At 72.1% G+C, this 20,352-nt stretch carries 18 protein-coding genes; 9 read left to right on the forward strand and 9 right to left on the reverse strand.

Translation table 11 applies throughout. From position 1 onward, the window contains the following. On the reverse strand, positions 1 to 1,269 hold the full coding sequence (locus tag ABT004_RS08110; protein WP_351332659.1) for an NAD(P)/FAD-dependent oxidoreductase: 1,269 nt from the start codon (positions 1,267 to 1,269) through the stop codon (positions 1 to 3). A 367-nt stretch (positions 1,270 to 1,636) separates the two neighbouring features. Here ABT004_RS08110 and ABT004_RS08115 point away from each other — a divergent pair, with 367 nt between their 5' ends. Continuing rightward, a complete protein-coding gene (locus ABT004_RS08115; protein WP_351332662.1) occupies positions 1,637 to 3,082 on the forward strand; it encodes a ferredoxin reductase family protein in 1,446 nt (481 codons plus the stop codon). 298 nt (positions 3,083 to 3,380) lie between these two features. Beyond that, positions 3,381 to 4,163, forward strand: coding sequence for a sulfite exporter TauE/SafE family protein (locus tag ABT004_RS08120; RefSeq protein ID WP_351332664.1), 783 nt, complete (start codon positions 3,381 to 3,383; stop codon positions 4,161 to 4,163). Here ABT004_RS08120 and ABT004_RS08125 read toward each other — a convergent pair. From ABT004_RS08125 to ABT004_RS08135, 3 genes are read right to left on the reverse strand one after another with little or no spacing between them, the layout of a single operon-like run. Beyond that, entirely contained in the window at positions 4,132 to 4,350 is a 219-nt protein-coding gene (locus tag ABT004_RS08125) for a DUF397 domain-containing protein (protein ID WP_351332667.1), read from the reverse strand. The two genes, ABT004_RS08120 and ABT004_RS08125, sit on opposite strands and share 32 nt — an antisense overlap. 8 nt (positions 4,351 to 4,358) lie before the next feature. Then, positions 4,359 to 4,568: a DUF397 domain-containing protein gene (locus tag ABT004_RS08130; protein ID WP_351332669.1), complete on the reverse strand. Its 210-nt coding sequence runs from the start codon at positions 4,566 to 4,568 to the stop codon at positions 4,359 to 4,361. Positions 4,569 to 4,576: 8 nt separating this feature from the next. After that, a complete protein-coding gene (locus ABT004_RS08135; RefSeq protein WP_351332672.1) occupies positions 4,577 to 5,428 on the reverse strand; it encodes a helix-turn-helix domain-containing protein in 852 nt (283 codons plus the stop codon). A 228-nt stretch (positions 5,429 to 5,656) separates the two neighbouring features. On the opposite strand from ABT004_RS08135, the gene ABT004_RS08140 reads away from it, so the two are divergent. Beyond that, positions 5,657 to 6,064: an ATP-binding protein gene (locus ABT004_RS08140; protein ID WP_351332674.1), complete on the forward strand. Its 408-nt coding sequence runs from the start codon at positions 5,657 to 5,659 to the stop codon at positions 6,062 to 6,064. Positions 6,065 to 6,087: 23 nt separating this feature from the next. Further along, on the forward strand, positions 6,088 to 6,354 hold the full coding sequence (locus tag ABT004_RS08145) for a hypothetical protein (protein ID WP_351332676.1): 267 nt from the start codon (positions 6,088 to 6,090) through the stop codon (positions 6,352 to 6,354). A gap of 3 nt (positions 6,355 to 6,357) precedes the next feature. On the opposite strand, the gene ABT004_RS08150 is transcribed toward ABT004_RS08145, so the two are convergent. From ABT004_RS08150 to ABT004_RS08170, 5 genes are all read right to left on the reverse strand, one after another. Continuing rightward, the gene (locus ABT004_RS08150) at positions 6,358 to 6,954 is read right to left on the reverse strand and encodes a class F sortase (RefSeq protein WP_351332876.1); all 597 of its coding nucleotides are present in this window, start codon (positions 6,952 to 6,954) and stop codon (positions 6,358 to 6,360) included. Positions 6,955 to 7,096: 142 nt separating this feature from the next. Further along, positions 7,097 to 7,648 carry a GVDTG sorting domain-containing protein gene (locus tag ABT004_RS08155; RefSeq protein ID WP_351332678.1) on the reverse strand — a complete coding sequence of 184 codons (552 nt, stop codon included), beginning with the start codon at positions 7,646 to 7,648 and terminating at the stop codon, positions 7,097 to 7,099. Positions 7,649 to 7,876: 228 nt separating this feature from the next. Further along, on the reverse strand, positions 7,877 to 9,445 hold the full coding sequence (locus ABT004_RS08160; protein ID WP_351332680.1) for a M4 family metallopeptidase: 1,569 nt from the start codon (positions 9,443 to 9,445) through the stop codon (positions 7,877 to 7,879). 237 nt (positions 9,446 to 9,682) lie between these two features. Next, the gene (locus ABT004_RS08165) at positions 9,683 to 11,770 is read right to left on the reverse strand and encodes a molybdopterin oxidoreductase family protein (RefSeq protein WP_351332683.1); all 2,088 of its coding nucleotides are present in this window, start codon (positions 11,768 to 11,770) and stop codon (positions 9,683 to 9,685) included. A gap of 80 nt (positions 11,771 to 11,850) precedes the next feature. Beyond that, complete coding sequence (locus ABT004_RS08170) at positions 11,851 to 12,522, reverse strand: SanA/YdcF family protein (protein WP_351332686.1); 672 nt, start codon at positions 12,520 to 12,522, stop codon at positions 11,851 to 11,853. A 334-nt stretch (positions 12,523 to 12,856) separates the two neighbouring features. Here ABT004_RS08170 and ABT004_RS08175 point away from each other — a divergent pair, with 334 nt between their 5' ends. The 5 genes from ABT004_RS08175 to ABT004_RS08195 all read left to right on the forward strand — a co-directional run bounded on the left by ABT004_RS08175 (position 12,857) and on the right by ABT004_RS08195 (position 20,183). Then, the gene (locus tag ABT004_RS08175) at positions 12,857 to 13,738 is read left to right on the forward strand and encodes a sirohydrochlorin chelatase (RefSeq protein ID WP_351332879.1); all 882 of its coding nucleotides are present in this window, start codon (positions 12,857 to 12,859) and stop codon (positions 13,736 to 13,738) included. Positions 13,739 to 13,994: 256 nt separating this feature from the next. Then, entirely contained in the window at positions 13,995 to 15,335 is a 1,341-nt protein-coding gene (locus tag ABT004_RS08180; protein WP_351332689.1) for a deoxyguanosinetriphosphate triphosphohydrolase, read from the forward strand. 78 nt (positions 15,336 to 15,413) lie between these two features. Continuing rightward, positions 15,414 to 16,679: an NAD(P)/FAD-dependent oxidoreductase gene (locus tag ABT004_RS08185; protein WP_351332691.1), complete on the forward strand. Its 1,266-nt coding sequence runs from the start codon at positions 15,414 to 15,416 to the stop codon at positions 16,677 to 16,679. 34 nt (positions 16,680 to 16,713) lie between these two features. Continuing rightward, the gene (gene dnaG / locus ABT004_RS08190) at positions 16,714 to 18,621 is read left to right on the forward strand and encodes a DNA primase (RefSeq protein ID WP_351332694.1); all 1,908 of its coding nucleotides are present in this window, start codon (positions 16,714 to 16,716) and stop codon (positions 18,619 to 18,621) included. Between the two features lie 269 nt (positions 18,622 to 18,890). Beyond that, on the forward strand, positions 18,891 to 20,183 hold the full coding sequence (locus ABT004_RS08195; protein WP_351332697.1) for an RNA polymerase sigma factor: 1,293 nt from the start codon (positions 18,891 to 18,893) through the stop codon (positions 20,181 to 20,183). Positions 20,184 to 20,352 lie beyond the last annotated feature (169 nt).

The raw sequence follows: 20,352 nt of genomic DNA on the forward strand, positions 1-20,352 counted from the left end.
TCAGAGGCCTCCGTCGTGGGTGAGCAGGTGCAGCAGAGGCGCGCCGACAGCGTCGTCGGCGGGCAGTGATTCGTCGGACTCCCAGGCGTGCGCGAGGGCGCCGACCGTGGCCAGTTCCCCGACCAGCACCCCGCCGACCAGGCGGTCGCCGCGTACGACGACCTTCCGGTACGTGCCGCGGGTGGCATCGGCGAGCTGTACGACGTCGTCGCCGGGCAGCGCCTCGGTCTCGCCGAACGCGGCGAGGTCCAGCGGCCCGGCCTCGTGCGGGAGGGTGAGCCGGGTGAGTGTGCGGGTGCCGGTGTACGCGGCGCCTGTCGTGCCGGTGAGTACGTCGGCGAGCGCGTCGGCCTGTTCCAGGGCGGGTGTCGCGAGGCCGTAGACGGTGCCGGCGTGCTGGGCGCAGTCGCCGACCGCGCGGATGTGCGGGTCGCTGGTGCGCAGCGTGTCGTCGACGACGATCCCCTTGCGGACGTCGAGCCCGGCGGCCTGCGCGAGACCGGCGCGCGGGCGGACGCCGCAGGCGAGGACGGTGACGTCGGTGCCCAGTACGTACCCGTCGTGCAGTTCGACGCGGCGTACGTGTCCTTCGACGACGCCGACGCCGCGCACCCGGCACTCGGTGTGGATCTCCACGCCGAGGGAGGTGAGGTGGCGGCGGACGAGTTCGGAGGAGCGCGGGTCGAGCTGGCGCTCCATGAGCCGCTCGGACTGCTGGGTGAGGACGACCTGCGCGCCGCGCCGGGCGAGCGCGCGGGCCGCCGAGACGCCGAGGAGGCCGCCGCCGATGACGACGGCGCGAGTGCCTTCCGCTTTGTGGGAGACGGCCTCGGTCAGCGCCAGGCAGTCGTCCATCGTGCGGAACGCGTGGACGCCACCGGGCAGTTCGGTGGCGCCCGGCGCGAACAGGCCGCGCAGTGGCGGCAGTACGGGGTTCGAGCCGGTCGCGAGGACGAGGGTGTCGTAGCCGAGCTCGTCCCCGTTCTCGCACTGCACGAGCCGCCGCTCGCGGTCGATCCGGACGGCGCGGGTGCGCAGGTGCGGGCCGGTGGCGCGGGGCAGCTCGATGACCTCAGGGGGGTACGTCCCGGCCAGCACCTCGGCGAGCAGCACGCGGTTGTACGGGGCGTGCGTCTCCTCGCCGATCAGCGTGGCACGCTCGCCCAGGCGGTGGGCGACGCGGGTGCCGGCGAGGCCGGTACCGATGACGACGACGCGGCCGGGGCCGGGGCCGGTCGTGGCGTCGTCGTGCTCGTACGGTGCGGTCATGCATCGCAGACTGCGGGGCGGGTGTTTCCCGGTGGCGTCCCGATGATTTCCCGTGAGGAACGGTGGGCTCAGCGTGCGCGGTGGGCCGGTGTGAGGGGCGGGTGGGTGTCCGGTGAATCCGGGCGAGGCCTCCCGGAGGAGGTGTGGGCTCGGAAAAGTGTCGCAGTTATACGTAACACTGCGACATTTTTCTGGGGGAGGGTAGTGCTCCCGGGAGGGGAAGCCGGTTCGCCAACAGCGTCCTGGGCGAGCCCTGGCCAGGCGATGGCTTAATCCGTGGTCAGGCCGTCCTCAAGGGGGCCTTAAGGATCGGCGCTGAGGTCCTGACCAGCCGAAATCGCGGCTCGGCGGAGCCTAGTGTGCGGGCGTGACGATCCAGGCCGCCGACTCCGAACTTCCCCGCCATCCCGCGCTGTCGGCCTACCGCAGACAGACCGAGCCGCGCCGCGAGGCACCGCCGATCCCGCCGCGCCCCCGCAGGGCACCCCGTGTGCGGCCAGCCGCGCCCGCCCGGCTCACCCCGTACCAACTGCGGGCCGGGATCCGTGCGGGCGCGCTGCTCGTGACAGCCCTGTGGATGGCGCAAATCCGCCCGTCTGCACGGATCGACGCGCTGTTCACGACCGGCGCCCACCTCACCGGCCTGCTCGCCGGGTACGGAATCCTGGTCATGCTCTTCCTCATGGCCCGGGTGCCCGCCGTCGAGCACGGCATCGGCGCCGACCGCCTCGCCCGCCACCACGCACGCGGCGGCCGCCACGTCCTCACCCTCTGCGCCGCCCACATCGTGCTCGCCCTGTGCGGCTACGCGGCGCACACCGGAACCGACCTGGTCGGCACCCTCACCGAGTTGCTCGGCTACCCGGCGCTCGCCGCGGCGGCGGCCGGTACCGCGCTGTTCGCCGCGGTCGGCGTGAGCAGTGCCCGCGCCGTCCGCCGCCGGGTCGGGCACGGCGCGTGGCGGGGGCTGCACCTGCTGACGTACGTCGCCGCGGCGCTGGCCTTCGCGCACCAGCTCTCCGGCCCGGACATCGCGTCGAACCCCGCCGCCCTCGGCCTGTGGTCACTGCTGCACGCCACCGTCGCGGTGCTGCTGGTCTGGTACCGCCTCGTCGTGCCGGTGCGGCAGGCGCTGCGGCACCGGCTGCGGATCGTCGACGTACGGCAGGAGGGCCCCGGCGTCGCCTCGGTCCTGATGCGCGGCACCGACCTGGGGCAGCTGTGCGCGGAACCGGGCCAGTTCTTCCGCTGGCGGTTCCTGACGCGGCGCCTGTGGCACACGGCGCTCCCCTTCTCCCTGTCGGCGCCGGTCGACGGCGACCACGTCCGGATCACGGTGAAGGCGGTCGGCGACCACACGCGCCGCGTACGACGGCTGCGTCCGGGCGTACAGGTGGTGGCCACGGGCCCGTTCGGCGCGCTCACGGCGCACCGCCGTACCCGCCGCAAGGTGCTGCTGCTGGCCGGGGGAGTCGGCATCACGCCACTCCGGGCCCTGTTCGAGACGCTGCCCGGCGCCCCCGGGGACATCACGCTCCTCTACCGCGCGAGCAGCACCGAACAGCTGGTGCTGCGCGAGGAGTTGGATTCCATAGCCGGCAGCCGGGGAGCGTCCCTGCACTACCTGCTCGGCTCCTCCGGAACGTCCTTCGACCCGCTCGCCCCGCAGTCGCTGCGCGCGCTGGTGCCCGAACTCGCCTCCCACGACGTCTACTTGTGCGGCCCGCCCGGTATGACGGAGGCGGCGACGTCGGCGTTGGTGAGGGCGGGCGTGCCCGAGACCCGTATCCACGCGGAGTCCTTCACGTACTGACGCACGTACTGGCCATGTCCGCCCCCTCCCGGAGAAGAGGAGACACCCCTGATGGGCCGCCACACCAGACCCACCCGTACCGCGCACGCCCCCACGATCCAGGCCCGCCGCAGACTCGCCGCCGGGCTGGCGTCGGCCAGCGCACTGTTCGCGACGTGCCTCGCGCTGACCGTCGACCCGGCGGCGCCACCGGCCCCGGACCGGACCGTCCCACATACCGGACCGGACACCTCAGTGGATGCTCAGTTCGTCACATATTCGTGGACGGGGCACGGATCGCGTCCATAAGCTCGCGATCATGCCCGACATATCCCTGACCACCGTCGTCGTCCTCTGCCTCGCCGCGCTCGCGGCCGGCTGGGTCGACGCCGTGGTGGGCGGCGGCGGCCTGCTGCTGCTCCCCGCCCTCCTGCTCGGCCTGCCGCACTCCACGCCGGGCGCGTACGCCCTCGGCACGAACAAGGCCGTGGCCATCGTCGGCACGACCGGCGCCGCGGTCACGTACGCGCGCAAGGCGCCCGTCGACGTACGCCTCGCCGTGCGCATCGGCACGGCCGCGCTCATCGGCTCGACGGGCGGGGCGTTGCTCGCGGCGGGCATGAGCACGGAGGTGTTGAAGCCGGTCGTGATGGTGGTGCTGGTCGCGGTGGGCGCGTTCGTGATCTTCCGCCCGTCGTTCGGCACGGCGCCGACCGCCGTCCCGGCCTCGCCCCGCCGGATCTGGGCGGCGATCGGCTTCGCCGGCCTCGGCATCGGCTTCTACGACGGCCTGATCGGCCCGGGCACCGGAACGTTCCTCGTCCTCGCCCTGACCGCGATCCTCCACCTCGACCTGGTCACGGCCTCCGCCACGGCGAAGATCGTCAACTGCTGCACCAACGCCGGTGCGTTGGCGATGTTCGCCTTCAAGGGCACGGTCTACTGGCAGCTCGCGGCACTGATGGCGGTGTTCAACCTGGCGGGCGGCATGGTGGGCGCACATACGGCCCTGAAACGGGGGGCCGGTTTCGTGCGGGTGGTGCTGCTGACGGTGGTGTGCGCGCTGGTGGTCAAGATGGCGTACGAGCAGTGGGTGGCGTGAGGACGACGGCCTCGACGAATGCGGTGAACGCGGTGAACGCGGGGGCGGGGAAGGTGAGTGCGCTGCGGGTGGGTGCTTTGGAGTCGCGTATCGCTACGCGGGGGTGGAGGTCGGCGATCTCCACGCAGGAGTTGCCGTCGCCGCTGCCGGAGTAGGAGGACTTCCGCCAGTTGTCGGGAACAGTCACGGTGTGCCTCACAGGTCTTTGGACATGGAGCGGTCGGGGCCCTTGAGGGCGTCGACGAAGGTGGTGAAGGCGCCGGTGAGGAAGGTCAGGGTGCCTTGGGTCGGGACTTTGGAGTCGCGTATGGCTGTACGGGCGGGGAGGTGGGCGACCTCTACGCAGTTGTTGCCCTCGCCGCCGCCGGAGTAGGACGACTTCTGCCAGTTGCACGGGGTGGTCACGGCGTCCCTCACAGGTCTTTGGCCAGTCGGTGGATGAAGTCACGCGAGCGTTCGGGAGTGAGCGCCGCGGATTCGATTTTACGGAAAAGGGCTCGAAACGCGCTGAGTTGAGCCTCGGAATCGATGAACGTGGTTCCGTGCGGCGAATCCCGTACCGCCGTGTCCAGTTTGGGCACGCCCCCGCCTGCGTACATCATGGCGCTCCAGGCTCCGCCGAACCCGTCGAGATCGAACGGGATGACCCGAACCGTGACGTGCTCGGTTCCGGAGAGGTCCAGGACCTGGTCGAGTTGGACCCGCGCGGCGGCGCGGTCGCCGGTTCTGATGCGCAGAGCCGCCTCGTGGATGACGGCTTCGTAGGCGACGGGGCTGGGCTCCTCGATGACGGCCCGGCGCTGCATGCGATGCCGTACGCGTAGAGCCAGGTCCGCCTCCGGTAGGGCGGGTACCTGGTACGAGAAGACGGAGCGGGCGTAGTCCTCCGTCTGGAGGAGGCCGGGGATGTGTAGAAACTCGACATCGCGCCGATACGTGGAGCGGTGCTCCAGCTCGGCGAGATCGAGGTAGACCGTCGGAAGAGAGCCGCGGTACTCCTCCCACCAACCACGTGTCCGGTCGGTGGCCATGACCACGAGCGCCTCGATCAACTCTTGGTCCGTACAGGCGTAGTGGGCCGCCATACGCCGCAGGCGCTCCTCGCTGACGCCTGCGAGGCCAGCCTCGGTCTGGCTGATCTGCGCCGAGTCCGTTCCGAGCAGCGCGGCCGCTGCGATCCCTTTGAGTCCTGCCGCCTCGCGTAGTTTCCGCAGCTCCGCGCCCAGGCGCTCCTGCCGGGCGTTGGCTTGCTGCCTACGTGGCATGTGACCTCCTTGGCCCCAACTGCATCGCTGAGGCGCCTCGTTCGGGCGACAGATTACGCCAACGGCTTGCGTGGGGACAAAATTGGACCCTACTGTCAGTGACGCAAACTACACGCTGCGAATCGCCGCGGAGTCGGAAGCGCACCGCTCTGCCCTGCCATGGCGGACGCGGCATGCCGCCGTCCGCCGTTCGCGAACCCACCCTCACCTCAACGGAGTTGATGCCCCATGCCCGAAACCGAACCGTGGGAGTACAGCCTCTACATCCCCAACGATCCCCGCGCCGTACCGATCTGCCGCCGCACCTTGCGCCTCATCCTCACCATGCACGGCCTGATCCGCCTGGCCGACGTCGCGGAGCTCCTCGCCGCCGAGCTGGTCGGCAACGCCGTACGGCATACAAAGGGCCCCGCGGCGTTGCGGTTGCGCTGCGCGGGCGGGGTGCTGCGTCTTGGCGCGTGGGACACCGACCCCGAACCACCGGAGCCACCGGGACCGCAGATGTCGGGTGCCGAGGCGGAGGAGGGGCGAGGGCTCGTGCTCGTACGGGCCTGCGCCGATGGGTGGGGCTGGCACCCGCTGGGACACGGGGCGAACCGCGGCAAGTACGTGTGGTGCGAACTGGCGGCGGCGTAGCCCGAGACATCTGGAGGAACCTGATGGCAACGAAGAACTACTTCTTCCGGAACCCCGTCGCCGAGGGCCTGCGCGAGGAGGGCCGCGAAGAAGGTCGCGAGGAAGGTCGCGAGGTGGGCCGGATCGAGGACCGGGCCGAGATGACCCTGCGGATTCTGGAGTGGCGCGGCGTTCCCGTGCCCGACGACGTCCGCGAACGCGTGATGGCGTGCACGGACGGCGACCAGTTGACGGTGTGGGCCGAGCGGGCCGTACATGTGTCGGAGGCCCGGGGGCTGTTCGCCGGGTGAGAGCTAGCGGCCACCCGTCAGGTGCGCGAAGACCACCACGTTCCCCTGGTAGCCCGTCTTGCTGGAGTACGGGCCGCCGCAGGTGATCACGCGGAGCTCGGGGCGGTGGGCCGCGCCGTAGACCTTTGCGTCGGGGAAGTGCTTCGCGTCGTACACCTGGACCGCGTCCACCGTGAACACCGCCACCGAACCGTCCCGCCGCTCCACCTCGATCGTGCGGCCGCGCTTCAGGGAGCCCAGGGCGTAGAAGACGGACGGGCCGCGCGCGTTGTCGACGTGGCCCGCGATCACCGCCGTACCCGTCTCGCCGGGCTTGGTGCCCGACTCGTACCAGCCCGCGAGGTTCTTCCTGTCGGGCGGAGGTACGTCGAGGCTGCCGGAGCGGGTCAGGGCGAGACCCATCAGCGGGGCGTCCACCCCGATCGACGGGATGCGGACGCGGTCCGGCGGGGACGGGGCCAGGGGCGCGGCGGCCGGTGGTTCACGGTCCCGGTCGACGTGTGCCTGCGCGGCGGACGGCTGGGGCGGCGGCTGCCCCTCCGCCCCGCTGGCCAGCAGCCAGGCGCCGGCGGCGAGGGCCAGGGCGGTGGCCGCTCCCATGGCGGCGTTGGCGCGGTTCGTGGCACGCCTGCGTGTGCTGGGGCGCTCGGGCTTGCGCGCGGGGTTGTGCATGGGGGCTGGGGTTCCTCGCAGTTCTTCGCGGCGCGGGCGCAGGCCGGGTGCAGGCGGGGCTGACCTGGGCTCAGAAACGTTCGCCGCGCGCCCTGCGGTGCAGCAGCCACGTGCCGCCCGCGGCCGCCAGCGCCAGCGCCGCCACGCCCGCGGAGGTCCGCGTGGGCTCGGGGCCGAGCGCGCCGCCGACGCCCGTGTCCACGTGGCCCTTCGGAAGCTGGGCGACGGACGCGCCGGAGCCGGTCACGGAGACGATGAGGTCGCCCGTCACCTCGGGACCGCCCGCGCACCTCGCGACCACCTCGTACGTTCCCGGCTGCGCGGACACCGGAACCCGGAACTGCCCCGTGGCGTTCGGCGCGGCCGGGGCATCCGTGTCCGGCGCCAGCGTGAACGTACCCGCGCCGACCGCGCTGGCGTCACCCGTCGCCGTGTCGCTCCCGGCGCACGCGGTGGTGTCCACCGTGACCCGGTCGCCCGGGGAGGCCGTCGCCGGGTAGACCTCCAGGCCGCCCTGCGCGGCGGTCGCGGGGGCGCCGACGGCGAGTACCGCCGTCGCGGCCGCGGTGGTGAGAAACGCCGCCGCGGCCAGCGGTCGGCCCATGCCCCTGCGCACGCGCATCGTCCACGCTCCTTTGCGGGCGTCGGACGCGCCCTGCCAAGGTCGAGACAAGTGCCAGTTGTGGCGGGGCGCCTCCTGATGTGACGTCAGGAGGCCTGGAAGCGGGCCGCTTCTGACGAGTCGGCGGGTGCGTTCCAGCAGGTCAGCGGCGTGTTCGGTGGAAAGTGTCCGAACCGGGCGGGGAGGCGTGCGACCGGGTGACGGAGGCGGCACGCGAGTGATGCCCCATCAGTTCACGCCCACCGCCGACCAGGTGGCCGCCACCGCCGCGTACTCCTTGCCTCCCGACCCGTACAGGTCCTTGGCCGCCTTCAGCGTCGCCGTGCGCGCGCCCTTGTAGTCCGTCGACGACGTCATGTAGACGGTCAGCGCGCGGTACCAGATCTTGCCGAGCTTCTCCTTGCCGATGCCGGCGAGCTTCGACTTGTCGCACGTGGGGCTGTCGTTCTGGACGCCGCCGACCGTCTTCGGGCCGCTGCCCTCCGCGAGCAGATACGCGAAGTGGTTCGCGACGCCGGAGGAGTAGTGCACGTCGAGGCCGGCGACCTTGGAGTTCCAGCAGTCCGCCGACTTCCCGTCGCGGCTCGGCCTGTCCATGTAGCGCAGGGCCGACGCCTTCGCTCCGGGCTTGACGATCTTCTCGCCGATGAGCCAGTCGCCGGGGTCGGAGGCGTTGTTCGCGTGGAACTCGACGAGCGTTCCGAATATGTCGGAGGTGGCTTCGTTGAGGCCGCCGGACTCGCCGGAGTAGGTGAGGGCCGCGGTGGACGAGGTCACGCCGTGGGACATCTCGTGGGCCGTGACGTCGAGGGCGACCAGCGGGCCGAACGTCTTGCCGTCGCCGTCCCCATACGTCATGCAGAAGCAGTTGTCGTCCCAGAAGGCGTTGTTGTAGTCCTTGCCGTAGTGGACGCGGTTGTACGAGCCCTTGCCGTCGTCGGCTATCCCTATTCGGCCGTGGACGTCCTTGTAGTAGTCCCACGTCTGGTCCGTGCCGTACTGGGCGTCCACGGCGGCCGTGCTGCGGTCCGCCGCCTTTCCGGTGCCCCAGTGGTTGTCGGCGTCCGTGTAGACCTCGGCGGGGGCGCGCTCCAGGCAGATGCCGAGGACACAGGTGTCGGTCTTGTTGTCGGCGTCGCCGGTGTAGGTGTTGCCGCGGGTGGAGTCGTTCAGCTCGTAGCCGCCAGAGGCGGAGGATGTGCGGGTGGCGGTGAGGGGGACGGTGCCGGAGTAGAGGGACCGGCCGTCGCCCGTGGCCGCGCCGGCGGTGGCGGTTTCGAGGCTGTCCCATGCGTCGATCCCGGCGCCGGTGGTGGCGTCGGTGAGGACGGTGCGGGCCATGGGGTTGCCGAGTGAGTCCTTCGCGGCGGCCGTCGTCCGCCAGGCCAGTTTGGGGCTGCCGTGCAGCGCGTCCACGACGAGTCGCGGCTTGGCCATGAGGCTGCGGAGCACCTTGCCGGGGTTGGCCTTGCGCAGGAGCGTCGTGGCGAGGTCCGCGGCCTTGGGGGCGGACAGGCGGGGCGTGGTGGTGGGGACGGAGACGCTGCCGGGGACGGCGCGGTCGGTGCCCTCGTACGTGCCGTCCGCGGCCTCGTGGACGACGAAGTCCCCGCCGAGGACGGGGAGTTCACCGTACGTACGGTCGTAGCGGATGTGCCGGGACCCGTCGGGGTCGGTGATCACGTCCCGTACGGAGGTGGCCTCGGCGGAGGCGGGGGCCGCCGTTGCCGCGGGTGCGAGGGCGAGGGTGGCGGCGAGGAGGGTGGCCAGGGTGGTGATGGTCCGTACGGGTCTCATCGGGCGGCTCCGTGGGGACGCGTGGGGGCGGTGGGGCGACCGGCGAAATCCTGACGCTGATTCAGTTTTAGGGGGCCATGACAAATGGAGTCCAGGGATCCGCGGTGTCGGACCTGTGAAGGAGCTGGGTCCGGGCGGAGACGTCTTGACCGGCACCGGCCCTACAGGCCCGTCCGGCAGGACAGTCGGAAGTGGTCCGCCGCCTTGGGGCCCCGGTGCCGCGCAACAACGACCCGGTCAGCCCACGCGCTCCACCCGCACCGCGCACACCTTGAATTCAGGCATGTGGGATGTCGGGTCGAGGGCCGGGTTCGTCAGTGTGTTGGCCCGTCCCGCCCCCGGCCAGTGGAACGGCATGAAGAGGGTGTCCGGGCGGATCGTGGAGGTGACGCGGGCCGGGGCCTCGACCCGGCCGCGGCGCGACGTCACCGCGACCGCGTCGCCCTGCGCGATCCCGAGCCGCCCCGCCAGCCTCGGATGCAGCTCCACGAACGCCCCGGGAGCCGCCTTGTTGAGCTCCGGCACGCGCCGCGTCTGGGCCCCCGACTGGTACTGGGCCACCACTCGGCCCGTGGTCAGGTACAGGGGGTACTCGGGGTCCGGCTCCTCCGCCGCGGGCCGGTGCGCCACAGGCACGAACCGCGCCCGCCCGTCCTCCGTGGCGAACCGTTCGAGGAAGAGCCGCGGCGTACCGCCGCTGTCGTCGGCGGGGCAGGGCCAGAAGACGCCCTCGCCCTCGGCCAGTCGGTCGTAGCTGATCCCGGAGTAGTCCGCGGGGCCGCCCGCCGACGCGCGCCGCAGCTCGTCGAACACCTCCCGCGCGTCCGTCGGGAAACCCTTCTCCAGGCCGGGGGAGAGGCGCGCGGTGAGTTCGTTCAGGACCTCCAGGTCCGTACGCACCCCCGAAGGGGGTGTCAGGGCGCGCTGCCGCAGCAGCACCCGCCCCTCCAGGTTCGTCACCGTGCCGGTCTCCTCGGCCCACTGCGTCACCGGCAGCACCACGTCGGCCAGTTCGGCCGTCTCGGACAGGACGACATCGGCGACGGCCAGGAAGTCCAGCGAGCGGATCCGGGACTCGACGTGCGCCGCCCGCGGCGCGGAGACCACCGGGTTCGAGCCCATCAGCAGCAGCGCCCGGATGTCACCGCCCAGCGCGTCCAACAGCTCGTACGCCGACCGTCCGGGACCGGGCAGCGAGTCGGGGTGCACGCCCCAGACCCCCGCCACATGTGCGCGGGCCGCCGGATCCGTGAGCTTGCGGTAGCCGGGCAACTGGTCCGCCTTCTGGCCGTGTTCGCGGCCGCCCTGACCGTTGCCCTGACCGGTCAGACACCCGTAACCGGAGAACGGGCGGCCGGGCCGCCCCGTCGCGAGCGCCAGGTTGATCCACGCGCCCACCGTGTCCGTGCCCTTGGACTGCTGCTCGGGTCCACGTGCGGTGAGGATCATCGCCCGCTCCGGCGCCGTGAACATGCCGACCGCCTCGCGCAGTTGGGGCACCGGCACACCCGTGACCCGCTCCACGTGCTCCGGCCAGTGCGCCATCACCGCCGACCGGGCCTCCGCCCAGCCCTGCGTACGTTCCCGTACGTACTCCTCGTCGACGCGGCCGTCCGCCACCACCAGGTGCAGCATCCCGAGCGCGAGCGCCAGGTCCGTGCCGGGGCGGGGTGCCAGATGCAGGTCCGCCTGTTCCGCGGTGCGGGTGCGGCGGGGGTCGATCACGATCAACGTGCCGCCGTTGGACCGGAGTTCGGAGAGGTAGCGCAGTGCGGGCGGCATGGTCTCGGCGAGGTTCGAGCCGACCAGGATCACGCATCCGGTACGCGGAATGTCCTCCAGCGGGAACGGCAGCCCCCGGTCCAGGCCGAAGGCCTTCTGCCCGGCGGCCGCCGCCGACGACATGCAGAACCGGCCGTTGTAGTCGATCTGCGAGGTGCCGAGCACGATGCGGGCGAACTTGCCGAGCGCGTACGCCTTCTCGTTCGTCAGGCCGCCACCGCCGAACACGCCGCACGCGTCCGCTCCGTGCCCGGCACGCGCGCGTGACAGGCCGTCCGCGACCCTGTCAAGGGCCTCTTCCCAGGTGGCGGGTGTCAGCCGACCGGTGACGGGGCTGCGCACGAGCGGCTCCGTGAGGCGTACCTGGGAGGAGAGCACGGACGCGGCGCTCTGTCCCTTGCCGCACAGCGCGCCCTGGTTGACCGGGAAGTCCGCGCGGCCCTCGACCGTGGGGACCTCGGCCCCGGTGCCGGGCAGCACGTTCATGCCGCACTGCAGCGCGCAGTACGGGCAGTGGGTGGGCGTCGCCGTGGTGTTGAGCATGCCCTTGAGGGTGCGGGGGGTGTGTTGCCGGTCGGCGTGCCTGGAGGTTACGTAGCCGGAACGAGCATCTCCCGGCCGTCCTACGGACGGCGTGAGGTCGCGGCGAGGGCCTCGCGCACGCCCTTCTCCTCGGGGCCCAGGAAGTGCGGATCCGGCCGTACGAGTACGTCGAGCGCCGCCTTCGCCGCCGCGAGGGTCTCCCGCGCGCCGCCCGCGTACCAGGTCACGTCGTGCGGTTCGGCGACCCCGACCCCGTACGAGGAGACGCCCGCCGCCTCGCACAGCGCCACCGCGCGCCGCGCGTGGAAGTCCTGGGTGACCAGGACGGCCCGGTCGACGCCGAAGATCTTCTTCGCACGGACGCAGGAGTCCCAGGTGTCGAAGCCCGCGTAGTCGCTGACGACGGCCCGGGAGGGCACGCCGTGGCGGGTCAGGTACGCGCGCATGGCGTCGGGTTCGTCGTACTCCTCGCGGCTGTTGTCACCTGTGACCAGGAGGACGCGGGTCTTTCCTGTGCGGTACAGATCTGCTGCGGTGTCGAGGCGGTGGGCCAGGTAGGGGGAGGGGGTGCCGTTCTGCAGGCCTGCGCCGAACACGATGGTGGTGTTGGTGTGTGGGGTGGATGCGACCGTACGGAGGTGGTCCCCGGTCGAGGTGTGCAGCCAGGTTGCCGGTAGGAGGGCGAGTACGCAGGTGGCCATCAGGGCCTGCGTGATCCTGCGCTGGGCTCTTCGGGTACGTGGCAGGCGCATCGCGGTCCCCTGGGTAGCCGGACTGGTACGGGCTCGCCCTAAGACGCCCCCGCCACCCCGATGGTTCACGCCACCCGGCCTTACGCCTCGGGGCTCCGCCCCGGACCCCGCTGCTCAATCGCCGCAGGGGCTATTTGTAGCCCCTGCAGGGGGCACCTCCCAGCGTTAGCTGGGGGAGATTGAGCAGCGGGGTCCGGCAGGACATTCGGAAGCCGCGCTCACCGCGCCCCGGGCCACTCCGTGAACCCCCGGCAACCACTCGTCACCGGCGCGCAACGACCCGGCAACCCCCGACCGGCACGATCTGTTCATGACGGATGAGTCGTACGGCCCCATGGACCACGGCACGACCCACCTGGATCACACAGTCGGCACGGCGGGACTCCTCAGCATGATCAGCGACCAGCTCGGCAGCAGGCTCAGCCACGTGTCCCCGCTGCGCGGGAACGGGCACCGGCAGCCGCCCGCCCTCGTACTCGTGGCGCACGGCAGCCGCGACCCCCGGGCCCTGGCCACCGTCTCGGAACTCGTCGAGCGGATACGTGAGCGCCGCCCCGGCCTCACCGTCCGCCTCGGCCACATCGAACTCAACGAGCCGCTGCTCGGCGACACCCTCGCCGCGCTGCCCGCCGCCCGCGCCGTACTCGTACCGCTGCTCCTCTCCCGCGGCCACCACGTCAAGCACGACCTGCCGCGGGCCGCCGACGCCGCCGAGCACCTGCGCACCCGCGTCGCTGACCCGCTCGGCCCGCACCCGCTGCTCGTCGAGGCCCTCCACGACCGGCTCGTCGAGGCCGGCTGGCCCGAGCGGACCGCCGACGACCGGGACCGCCGCCGCGCCGGAGTCGTCCTCGCCGCCGCCGGGTCCCGCGACCCGCACGCCGCCGCCGACGTCCGCCGCACGGCCGACCTCCTCGCCCGCCGCCTCGGCGTCCCCGTCGTCCCCGGCTACGCCTCCGCCACCGCGCCCGACGTCGCCACCGCCGCCCGCTCCCTCGCCGCACGCGGCCGCGACCGGATCGCCGTCGCCTCGTACTTCACGGCCCCCGGCCGCTTCGCCACGGAGACCGCCGCGGCCGCCCCCGGCATCGCCGCCGCCCCGCTCGGCACCCACCCCGCGCTGGCCCGTCTCGTCCTGCACCGCTACGACAGGGCCCCGGCCACGGAGACGTACGCCACGGAGGCGTACGCAGTGGCGCGGACCGCCGCCGTCTGAGCCGTCGCGGGCCCCGATTGTCGGTGGTCGCCCTGGCGACCTGGGGAGAAATAGGGCTCGGCGTCGCGACGCCCCGGGGGGGCGCGCGGGGGGGGGGGGGCGCCGGGCCCCCCTATGGGCGGGGGCCCCCGGGGCCCCCTGGGTAAAATTGGGGCCGGGCGCCGCCCCCCCGGGGGCGGCCGCCCGCGGCGTTGCCGCACCGGACGCCGCTCCTTCTCCCGAGCCCTATTTCTCCCCAGGTCGCTACTGTCGGGCCATGGAAGACAGCGTAGGCAGCGACACGTACGACGAGGCGGCGGCCGAGCGCTGGGCCCCCGAGCCCGACAAGCGCCCGGGGCGCACCGCGTTCCAGCGCGACCGGGCCAGGGTGCTGCACTCGTCGGCGCTGCGCCGCCTCGCGGGCAAGACCCAGGTCGTCACGCCGGGGACGAGGAGCCGGCACTGGGACGCGAGCCCGCGCACGCGGCTGACGCACTCCCTCGAATGCGCCCAGGTGGGGCGGGAGTTGGGCGCCGCGCTCGGCTGCGACCCCGACCTCGTCGAGACGGCCTGCCTCTCGCACGACCTGGGCCACCCGCCCTTCGGGCACAACGGCGAGCAGGCGCTCAACGAGGTGGCGCAGGACTGCGGCGGCTTCGAGGGCAACGCGCAGTCGCTGCGCCTGCTCACCCGCATCGAGCCCAAGCGCTTCGTGCGCGACGACAGTTCCGGCGAGCTGACCAGCGTAGGCCTGAACCTGACGCGGGCGGCGCTCGACGCCGCGACGAAGTACCCGTGGGGGCGCGGCGAGCACCCCAGTGACCCCGAGTCGCACAAATTCGGGGTCTACGAGGACGACCGGCCGGTCTTCGACTGGATCAGAAGGACGTCACCCGGCCGCCGCACCTGCTTCGAGGCACAGGTCATGGACTGGTCGGACGACGTGGCGTACTCCGTGCACGACCTCGAAGACGGCCTGCACGCGGGGCACTTGGACCCGAACGTGCTGCACGCGGAACCCGAGCGCGCCGACATCTTCGCGGTCGCCATCGGGCGCTACGTTCCCGAGGGCACGGATCCCGCCGAGCTCTCCGCCGCCCTCGACCGGCTCCTCGACCAGGAGTGGTGGCCGCACGGCTACGACGGCACCGCGGTCGCCCAGGCCCGGCTCAAGGACGCGACCAGCCAGCTGATCGGGCGCCTCTGCCTCGCCGCCGAGGGCGCGACACGCGCGAGACACGGTTCGGGCCGTTTGACACGCTACGAGGCGGAGCTGGTGGTGCCGCGCGCCGCCCGGTACGAGTGCGCGGTGCTCAAGGCGGTCGCCGACCGGTATGTGATGCAGCGACCCCAGCAGGAGCGGCTCCGGGCCGACCAGCGCATCGTGGTCGCCGAGTTGGCGCAGGCGCTGACCTCCCGCGCGCCCGAAGGGCTCGACCCGCAGTTCCGCGCCCTGTTCGAGACCGCGCCCGACGACCGCGCGAGGAAGCGGGTGATCATCGACCAGATCGCGTCGCTGACCGACCCCTCGGCCCGTTCCCTTCACGCGCGGCTTACCGTCGGCGGGCATCATCGGGAAGGAGACGCGACCACTGGGCGTGACGAAAAGATGCCCTGATCGGGCCACGCCCCCTTCCCGCATTACGCTGCGTGCGGGACGCTCGCATATGACGGCATGGCTATGAGGAGGCATCAAGTGGTCGACGCGGACCAGACGTTCGTCATCGTCGGGGGAGGGCTCGCCGGAGCCAAGACCGCCGAGACACTTCGCGCGGAGGGCTTCACCGGCCGGGTGATCCTCATCGGTGACGAACGGGACCACCCGTACGAACGGCCGCCCTTGTCGAAGGGCTACCTCCAGGGCAAGGAGGAGCGCGACAGCGTCTTCGTCCACGAACCGGCCTGGTACGCGAGCAACGACATCGAGCTGCACCTCGGCCAGACGGTCGTCGAGATCGACCGCGCCGACAAGACGGTGCGGCTCGGCGAGGGCGCCGTGGTCCGCTACGACAAGCTGCTGCTCGCCACCGGCGCGGAGCCGCGCCGCCTCGACGTTCCCGGCACCCACCTCGCGGGCGTCCACCACCTGCGCCGCCTCGCGCACGCCGAGCGCCTGAAGGGCGTACTGGCGTCGCTCGGCAGGGACAATGGGCACCTGGTGATCGCCGGCGCCGGCTGGATCGGCCTGGAGGTCGCGGCGGCCGCCCGTGAGTACGGCGCGGAGGTCACCATCGTCGAGCCCGAGGCCACGCCGCTGCACTCCGTGCTCGGCCCCGAACTCGGCCAGATCTTCGCCGAGCTGCACGGCGACCACGGCGTCCGCTTCCACTTCGGCGCGCGGCTCACGGAGATCACCGGCCAGGACGGCATGGTCCTCGCCGCGCTCACCGACGACGGCGAGGAGCACCCGGCGCACGACGTGCTGGCCGCGATCGGCGCCGCCCCGCGCACCGCGCTCGCCGAGGCCGCGGGCCTCGACCTCGCCGACCGGGCGCACGGCGGCGGCATCGCCGTGGACGCGACGCTGCGCACCTCCGACCCCGACATCTACGCGGTGGGCGACGTGGCGGCGGTCCAGCACCCGCTCTTCGACGACCGGCTGCGCGTCGAGCACTGGGCGAACGCGCTGAACGGCGGCCCAGCTGCGGCCCGCGCCATGCTCGGCATGGACATCTCCTACGACCGTGTGCCGTACTTCTTCTCCGACCAGTACGACCTGGGCCTGGAGTACTCGGGCTGGGCGCCCCCGGGCTCGTACGACGAAGTGGTGCTGCGCGGGGACGCGGGCAAGCGCGAGTTCATCGCGTTCTGGCTGAAGGACGGGCAGGTCCTCGCGGGGATGAACGTGAATGTGTGGGACGTCACGGAGCAGATCCAGCGGCTGATCAGGTCCGGGGCGAAGCCCGGCGTCGAGCGCCTGTCGGACCCCTCGGTCCCGCTGAGTGATCTTCTGGAGCAGTGACCGGAGTGTCAGTCGTCGCCCGTAGACTTACCGCGTGGCAGGCAGGATCAATGACGAGGACGTGAAGGCGGTTCGGGACGCGGTCCCGATCGACGCCGTGGTCTCCGAGTACCTGCAACTGCGCAACGCGGGCGGCGGAAACCTCAAGGGTCTGTGCCCGTTCCACGACGAGAAGTCCCCGTCCTTCCAGGTCAGCCCCAGTAAGGGCCTGTTCCACTGCTTCGGCTGCCAGGAGGGCGGCGACACCATCACATTCGTGATGAAGGTCGACCACCTCTCCTTCTCCGAAGTGGTGGAGCGCCTCGCCGGTCAGGCGGGCATCACGCTGCGCTACGAGGAGGGCGGGTACAACCCCACCCACCAGCGCGGCGAGCGCATCCGGCTGGTCGAGGCGCACAAGGTCGCCGCGCAGTTCTACGTCGACCAGCTGGAGTCACCCGAAGCCGAGATCGGCCGCAAGTTCCTCGCCGAGCGCGGCTTCGACCAGGCCGCGGCCCAGCACTTCGGCGTCGGGTACAGCCCGGCCGGCTGGGACCACCTCACCCGCTTCCTGCGCGGCAAGGGCTTCAGCGACAAGGAGATCCTGCTCTCCGGCCTCTCCCAGGAGGGGCGGCGCGGCCCCATCGACCGCTTCCGCGGACGGCTCATGTGGCCGATCCGCGACATCGGCGGCGAGGTCGTCGGCTTCGGCGCCCGCCGCCTGCGCGAGGACGACAACGGACCGAAGTACCTGAACACGCCAGAGACGCCGATCTACCGCAAGTCGCAGGTCCTGTACGGCATCGACCTCGCGAAGAAGGACATCGCCAAGTCCTCCCGCGCGGTCGTCGTCGAGGGGTACACGGACGTGATGGCCTGCCACCTGGCCGGCGTCACCACCGCCATCGCCACCTGTGGCACGGCGTTCGGCGGCGACCACATCAAGATCCTCCGCCGGCTCCTGATGGACAACGGCTCGGCGCGCGTGATCTTCACCTTCGACGGCGACGCGGCGGGCCAGAAGGCCGCCCTGCGCGCCTTCGAGGACGACCAGAAGTTCGCCGCCGAGACGTACATCGCGATCGCGCCGGACAACATGGACCCGTGCGACCTGCGCCTCGCCAAGGGCGACGACGCGGTCTCCGACCTGGTCGAACCCCGCACGCCGCTCTTCGAGTTCGCGCTGCGCCAGATCGTGAGTCGCTACGACCTGGAGACCCCGGCGGGCCGCGCCTCCGCGCTCGACGAGGCGGCGCCCATCGTCGCCCGCATCAAGAACAGTGCCTCGCAGCACGAGGTCGCGGTCCAGCTCGCGGGCATGCTCGGCATCCTCGACACCCAGTTCGTGGTCAAGCGAGTGGGGCAGCTCGCCCGTTGGGCCCGCGAGCGCGGTGGCCGCGGGCCCGCGCCCGCCCCGGGGCGTGGCGGTCCGCAGGCCGGCCCCGCCACGGCCCCCGCCCGCCCCTTCGGCGGCCCGGCGCTCACCTTGCGCAACCCGGTGTTCACGACCGAACGCGAACTGCTCAAACTCGCCCTGCAGTACCCGCAGTTGGTCTCCCCGGCCTTCGACGCGTACGGGATGGACGAGTTCACGGCCGATCCGTACGCCGCCGTCCGCCAGGCCGTCCTGGACGCGGGCGGCGCCGAGCAGGGCGTCCACGACCCGCAGGAGTACCTGATCGCGGTGCGCGAGGCGGCGCCCGACGACGCGGTGCGGGCGATGGTGACGGAGCTCGCCGTCGAGGCCATCCGCCGCAAGACCGTCGACGAGGCGTATGCGGGGGAGCAGCTGGTGACCGTGCGCAAGCGGGCCGTCGACCGCCGCATCCGCGACGTCCAGGGCACGCTCACCCGCCTCGGCGCGGGTGGCGATCCGCACCAACTGGCGGCGGTGCAGAACGAGTTGTGGGTGCTGCAGCAGTACGGACAGGCCCTCCGCGAACGGGGCGCGGAAGCACTGTAGCCCCGTCGCCCCCCCGGCCTCGGGGCTCCGCCCCGGCCCCCGCTGCTCAATCGCCGCAGGGGCTTGAAAGGCCGACGGTTGGTATTTCAAGCCCCGCCGGCGTTTGAGGCGCGGGGTCCGGGGCGGAGCCCCGGGGTGTTTGGCCGTGTTCGGGTCGGGGAAAGGCGGGTAACCGTCCAGCACGGTAACCGCGCGGTCACGCACTGGACTCAAAAAGTCAACGCACGCCCCTCGTGGCGGCACTGTGTCGTACTCCACACTGGGTTGCGGTGCCTGAGTCCTCGGAGCGCGGCCGGAGCCCGGACAACGGGTCCGACACCCCCGCGGTTCCGCTCATCGCGTACGGGACGGACAGCGGCGAGGCCGTCGTTCCCGCCCCCCTGCCGCACGCCTCAGATGCGATCACTTTGGAGGTCGCCCCCGTGCAGACCCAGACCCTCACCCAGAGCGACAGCACAGCGCAGGCCCTCGCCGACCCCGAAGCCGCGCCCGAGGGTGCCGTGCCGCAGGGCGAAGTGCTGGCCTCGGTGCCCTCGCAGAGCCGCGTCGCGCACCATCCCGAGGCCGAGCCGGAGGAACCGGAACCGGCCGGCCCCAAAGGGTCCGCGGACCCGCCCGAGCGGGTGCGTGCCTCCCGCGCCGACACCGGCAGTCCGTCCTCGGACCTGTTCCGCCAGTACCTGCGCGAGATCGGCCGGATCCCGCTGCTCACCGCGGCCGAGGAAGTGGATCTCGCGCGGCGCGTCGAGGCGGGTCTGTTCGCCGAGGAGAAGCTCGCCCACGCGCCCGACCTCGACTCCCAACTGGCACTGGACCTCGACAAGTTGGTGGTCATGGGCCGAATGGCCAAGCGCCGCCTCATCGAGGCGAACCTGCGCCTGGTCGTCTCCGTCGCCAAGCGGTACGTGGGCCGCGGCCTGACCATGCTCGACCTGGTCCAGGAGGGCAACCTCGGCCTGATCCGCGCGGTCGAGAAGTTCGACTACGCCCGCGGCTACAAGTTCTCGACGTACGCGACCTGGTGGATCCGCCAGGCCATGAGCCGCGCCCTCGCCGACCAGGCGCGGACCATCCGCGTCCCCGTCCACGTCGTCGAGTTGATCAACCGCGTCGTCCGCGTCCAGCGCCGCATGCTCCAGGAGCGCGGCTACGAACCGACCCCCGAGGAGGTCGCCGCCCACCTCGACCTGCCGCACGAGCGCGTCAGCGAGGTGCTCCGCCTGGCGCAGGAACCCGTCTCCCTGCATGCCCCTGTCGGCGAGGAGGACGATGTCGCTCTCGGCGACCTCATCGAGGACGGCGACGCGACGAGCCCCGTGGAGTCGGCGGCGTTCCTCCTGCTCAGGGAACACCTGGAGGCGGTGCTCTCCACGCTCGGCGAGCGCGAGCGCAAGGTCGTCCAGCTCCGCTACGGCCTCGCGGACGGCCGTCCCCGCACCCTTGAGGAGATCGGCCGCATCTTCGGCGTCACCCGCGAACGCATCCGCCAGATCGAATCCAAAACCCTGAACAAACTCCGCGACCACGCGTTCGCGGACCAGTTGAGGGGCTACCTGGACTGACCTCAAGCCCCGCCAATCAAGCCCCTGCGGCGTTTGAGCAGCGGGGTCCGGGGCAGAGCCCCGCGTCCGTAACGCCGGTTCGGCGCCACTCAAGCCCCACCGGCGTTGCGGTCCTGGGGCGCTGCCCCAGACCCCGCGCCTCAAACGCCGGCGGGGCTTGAACTGGCCG

The sequence above is a fragment of the Streptomyces sp. NPDC002790 genome, assembly GCF_040295505.1.
GTDB lineage: Bacteria > Actinomycetota > Actinomycetes > Streptomycetales > Streptomycetaceae > Streptomyces.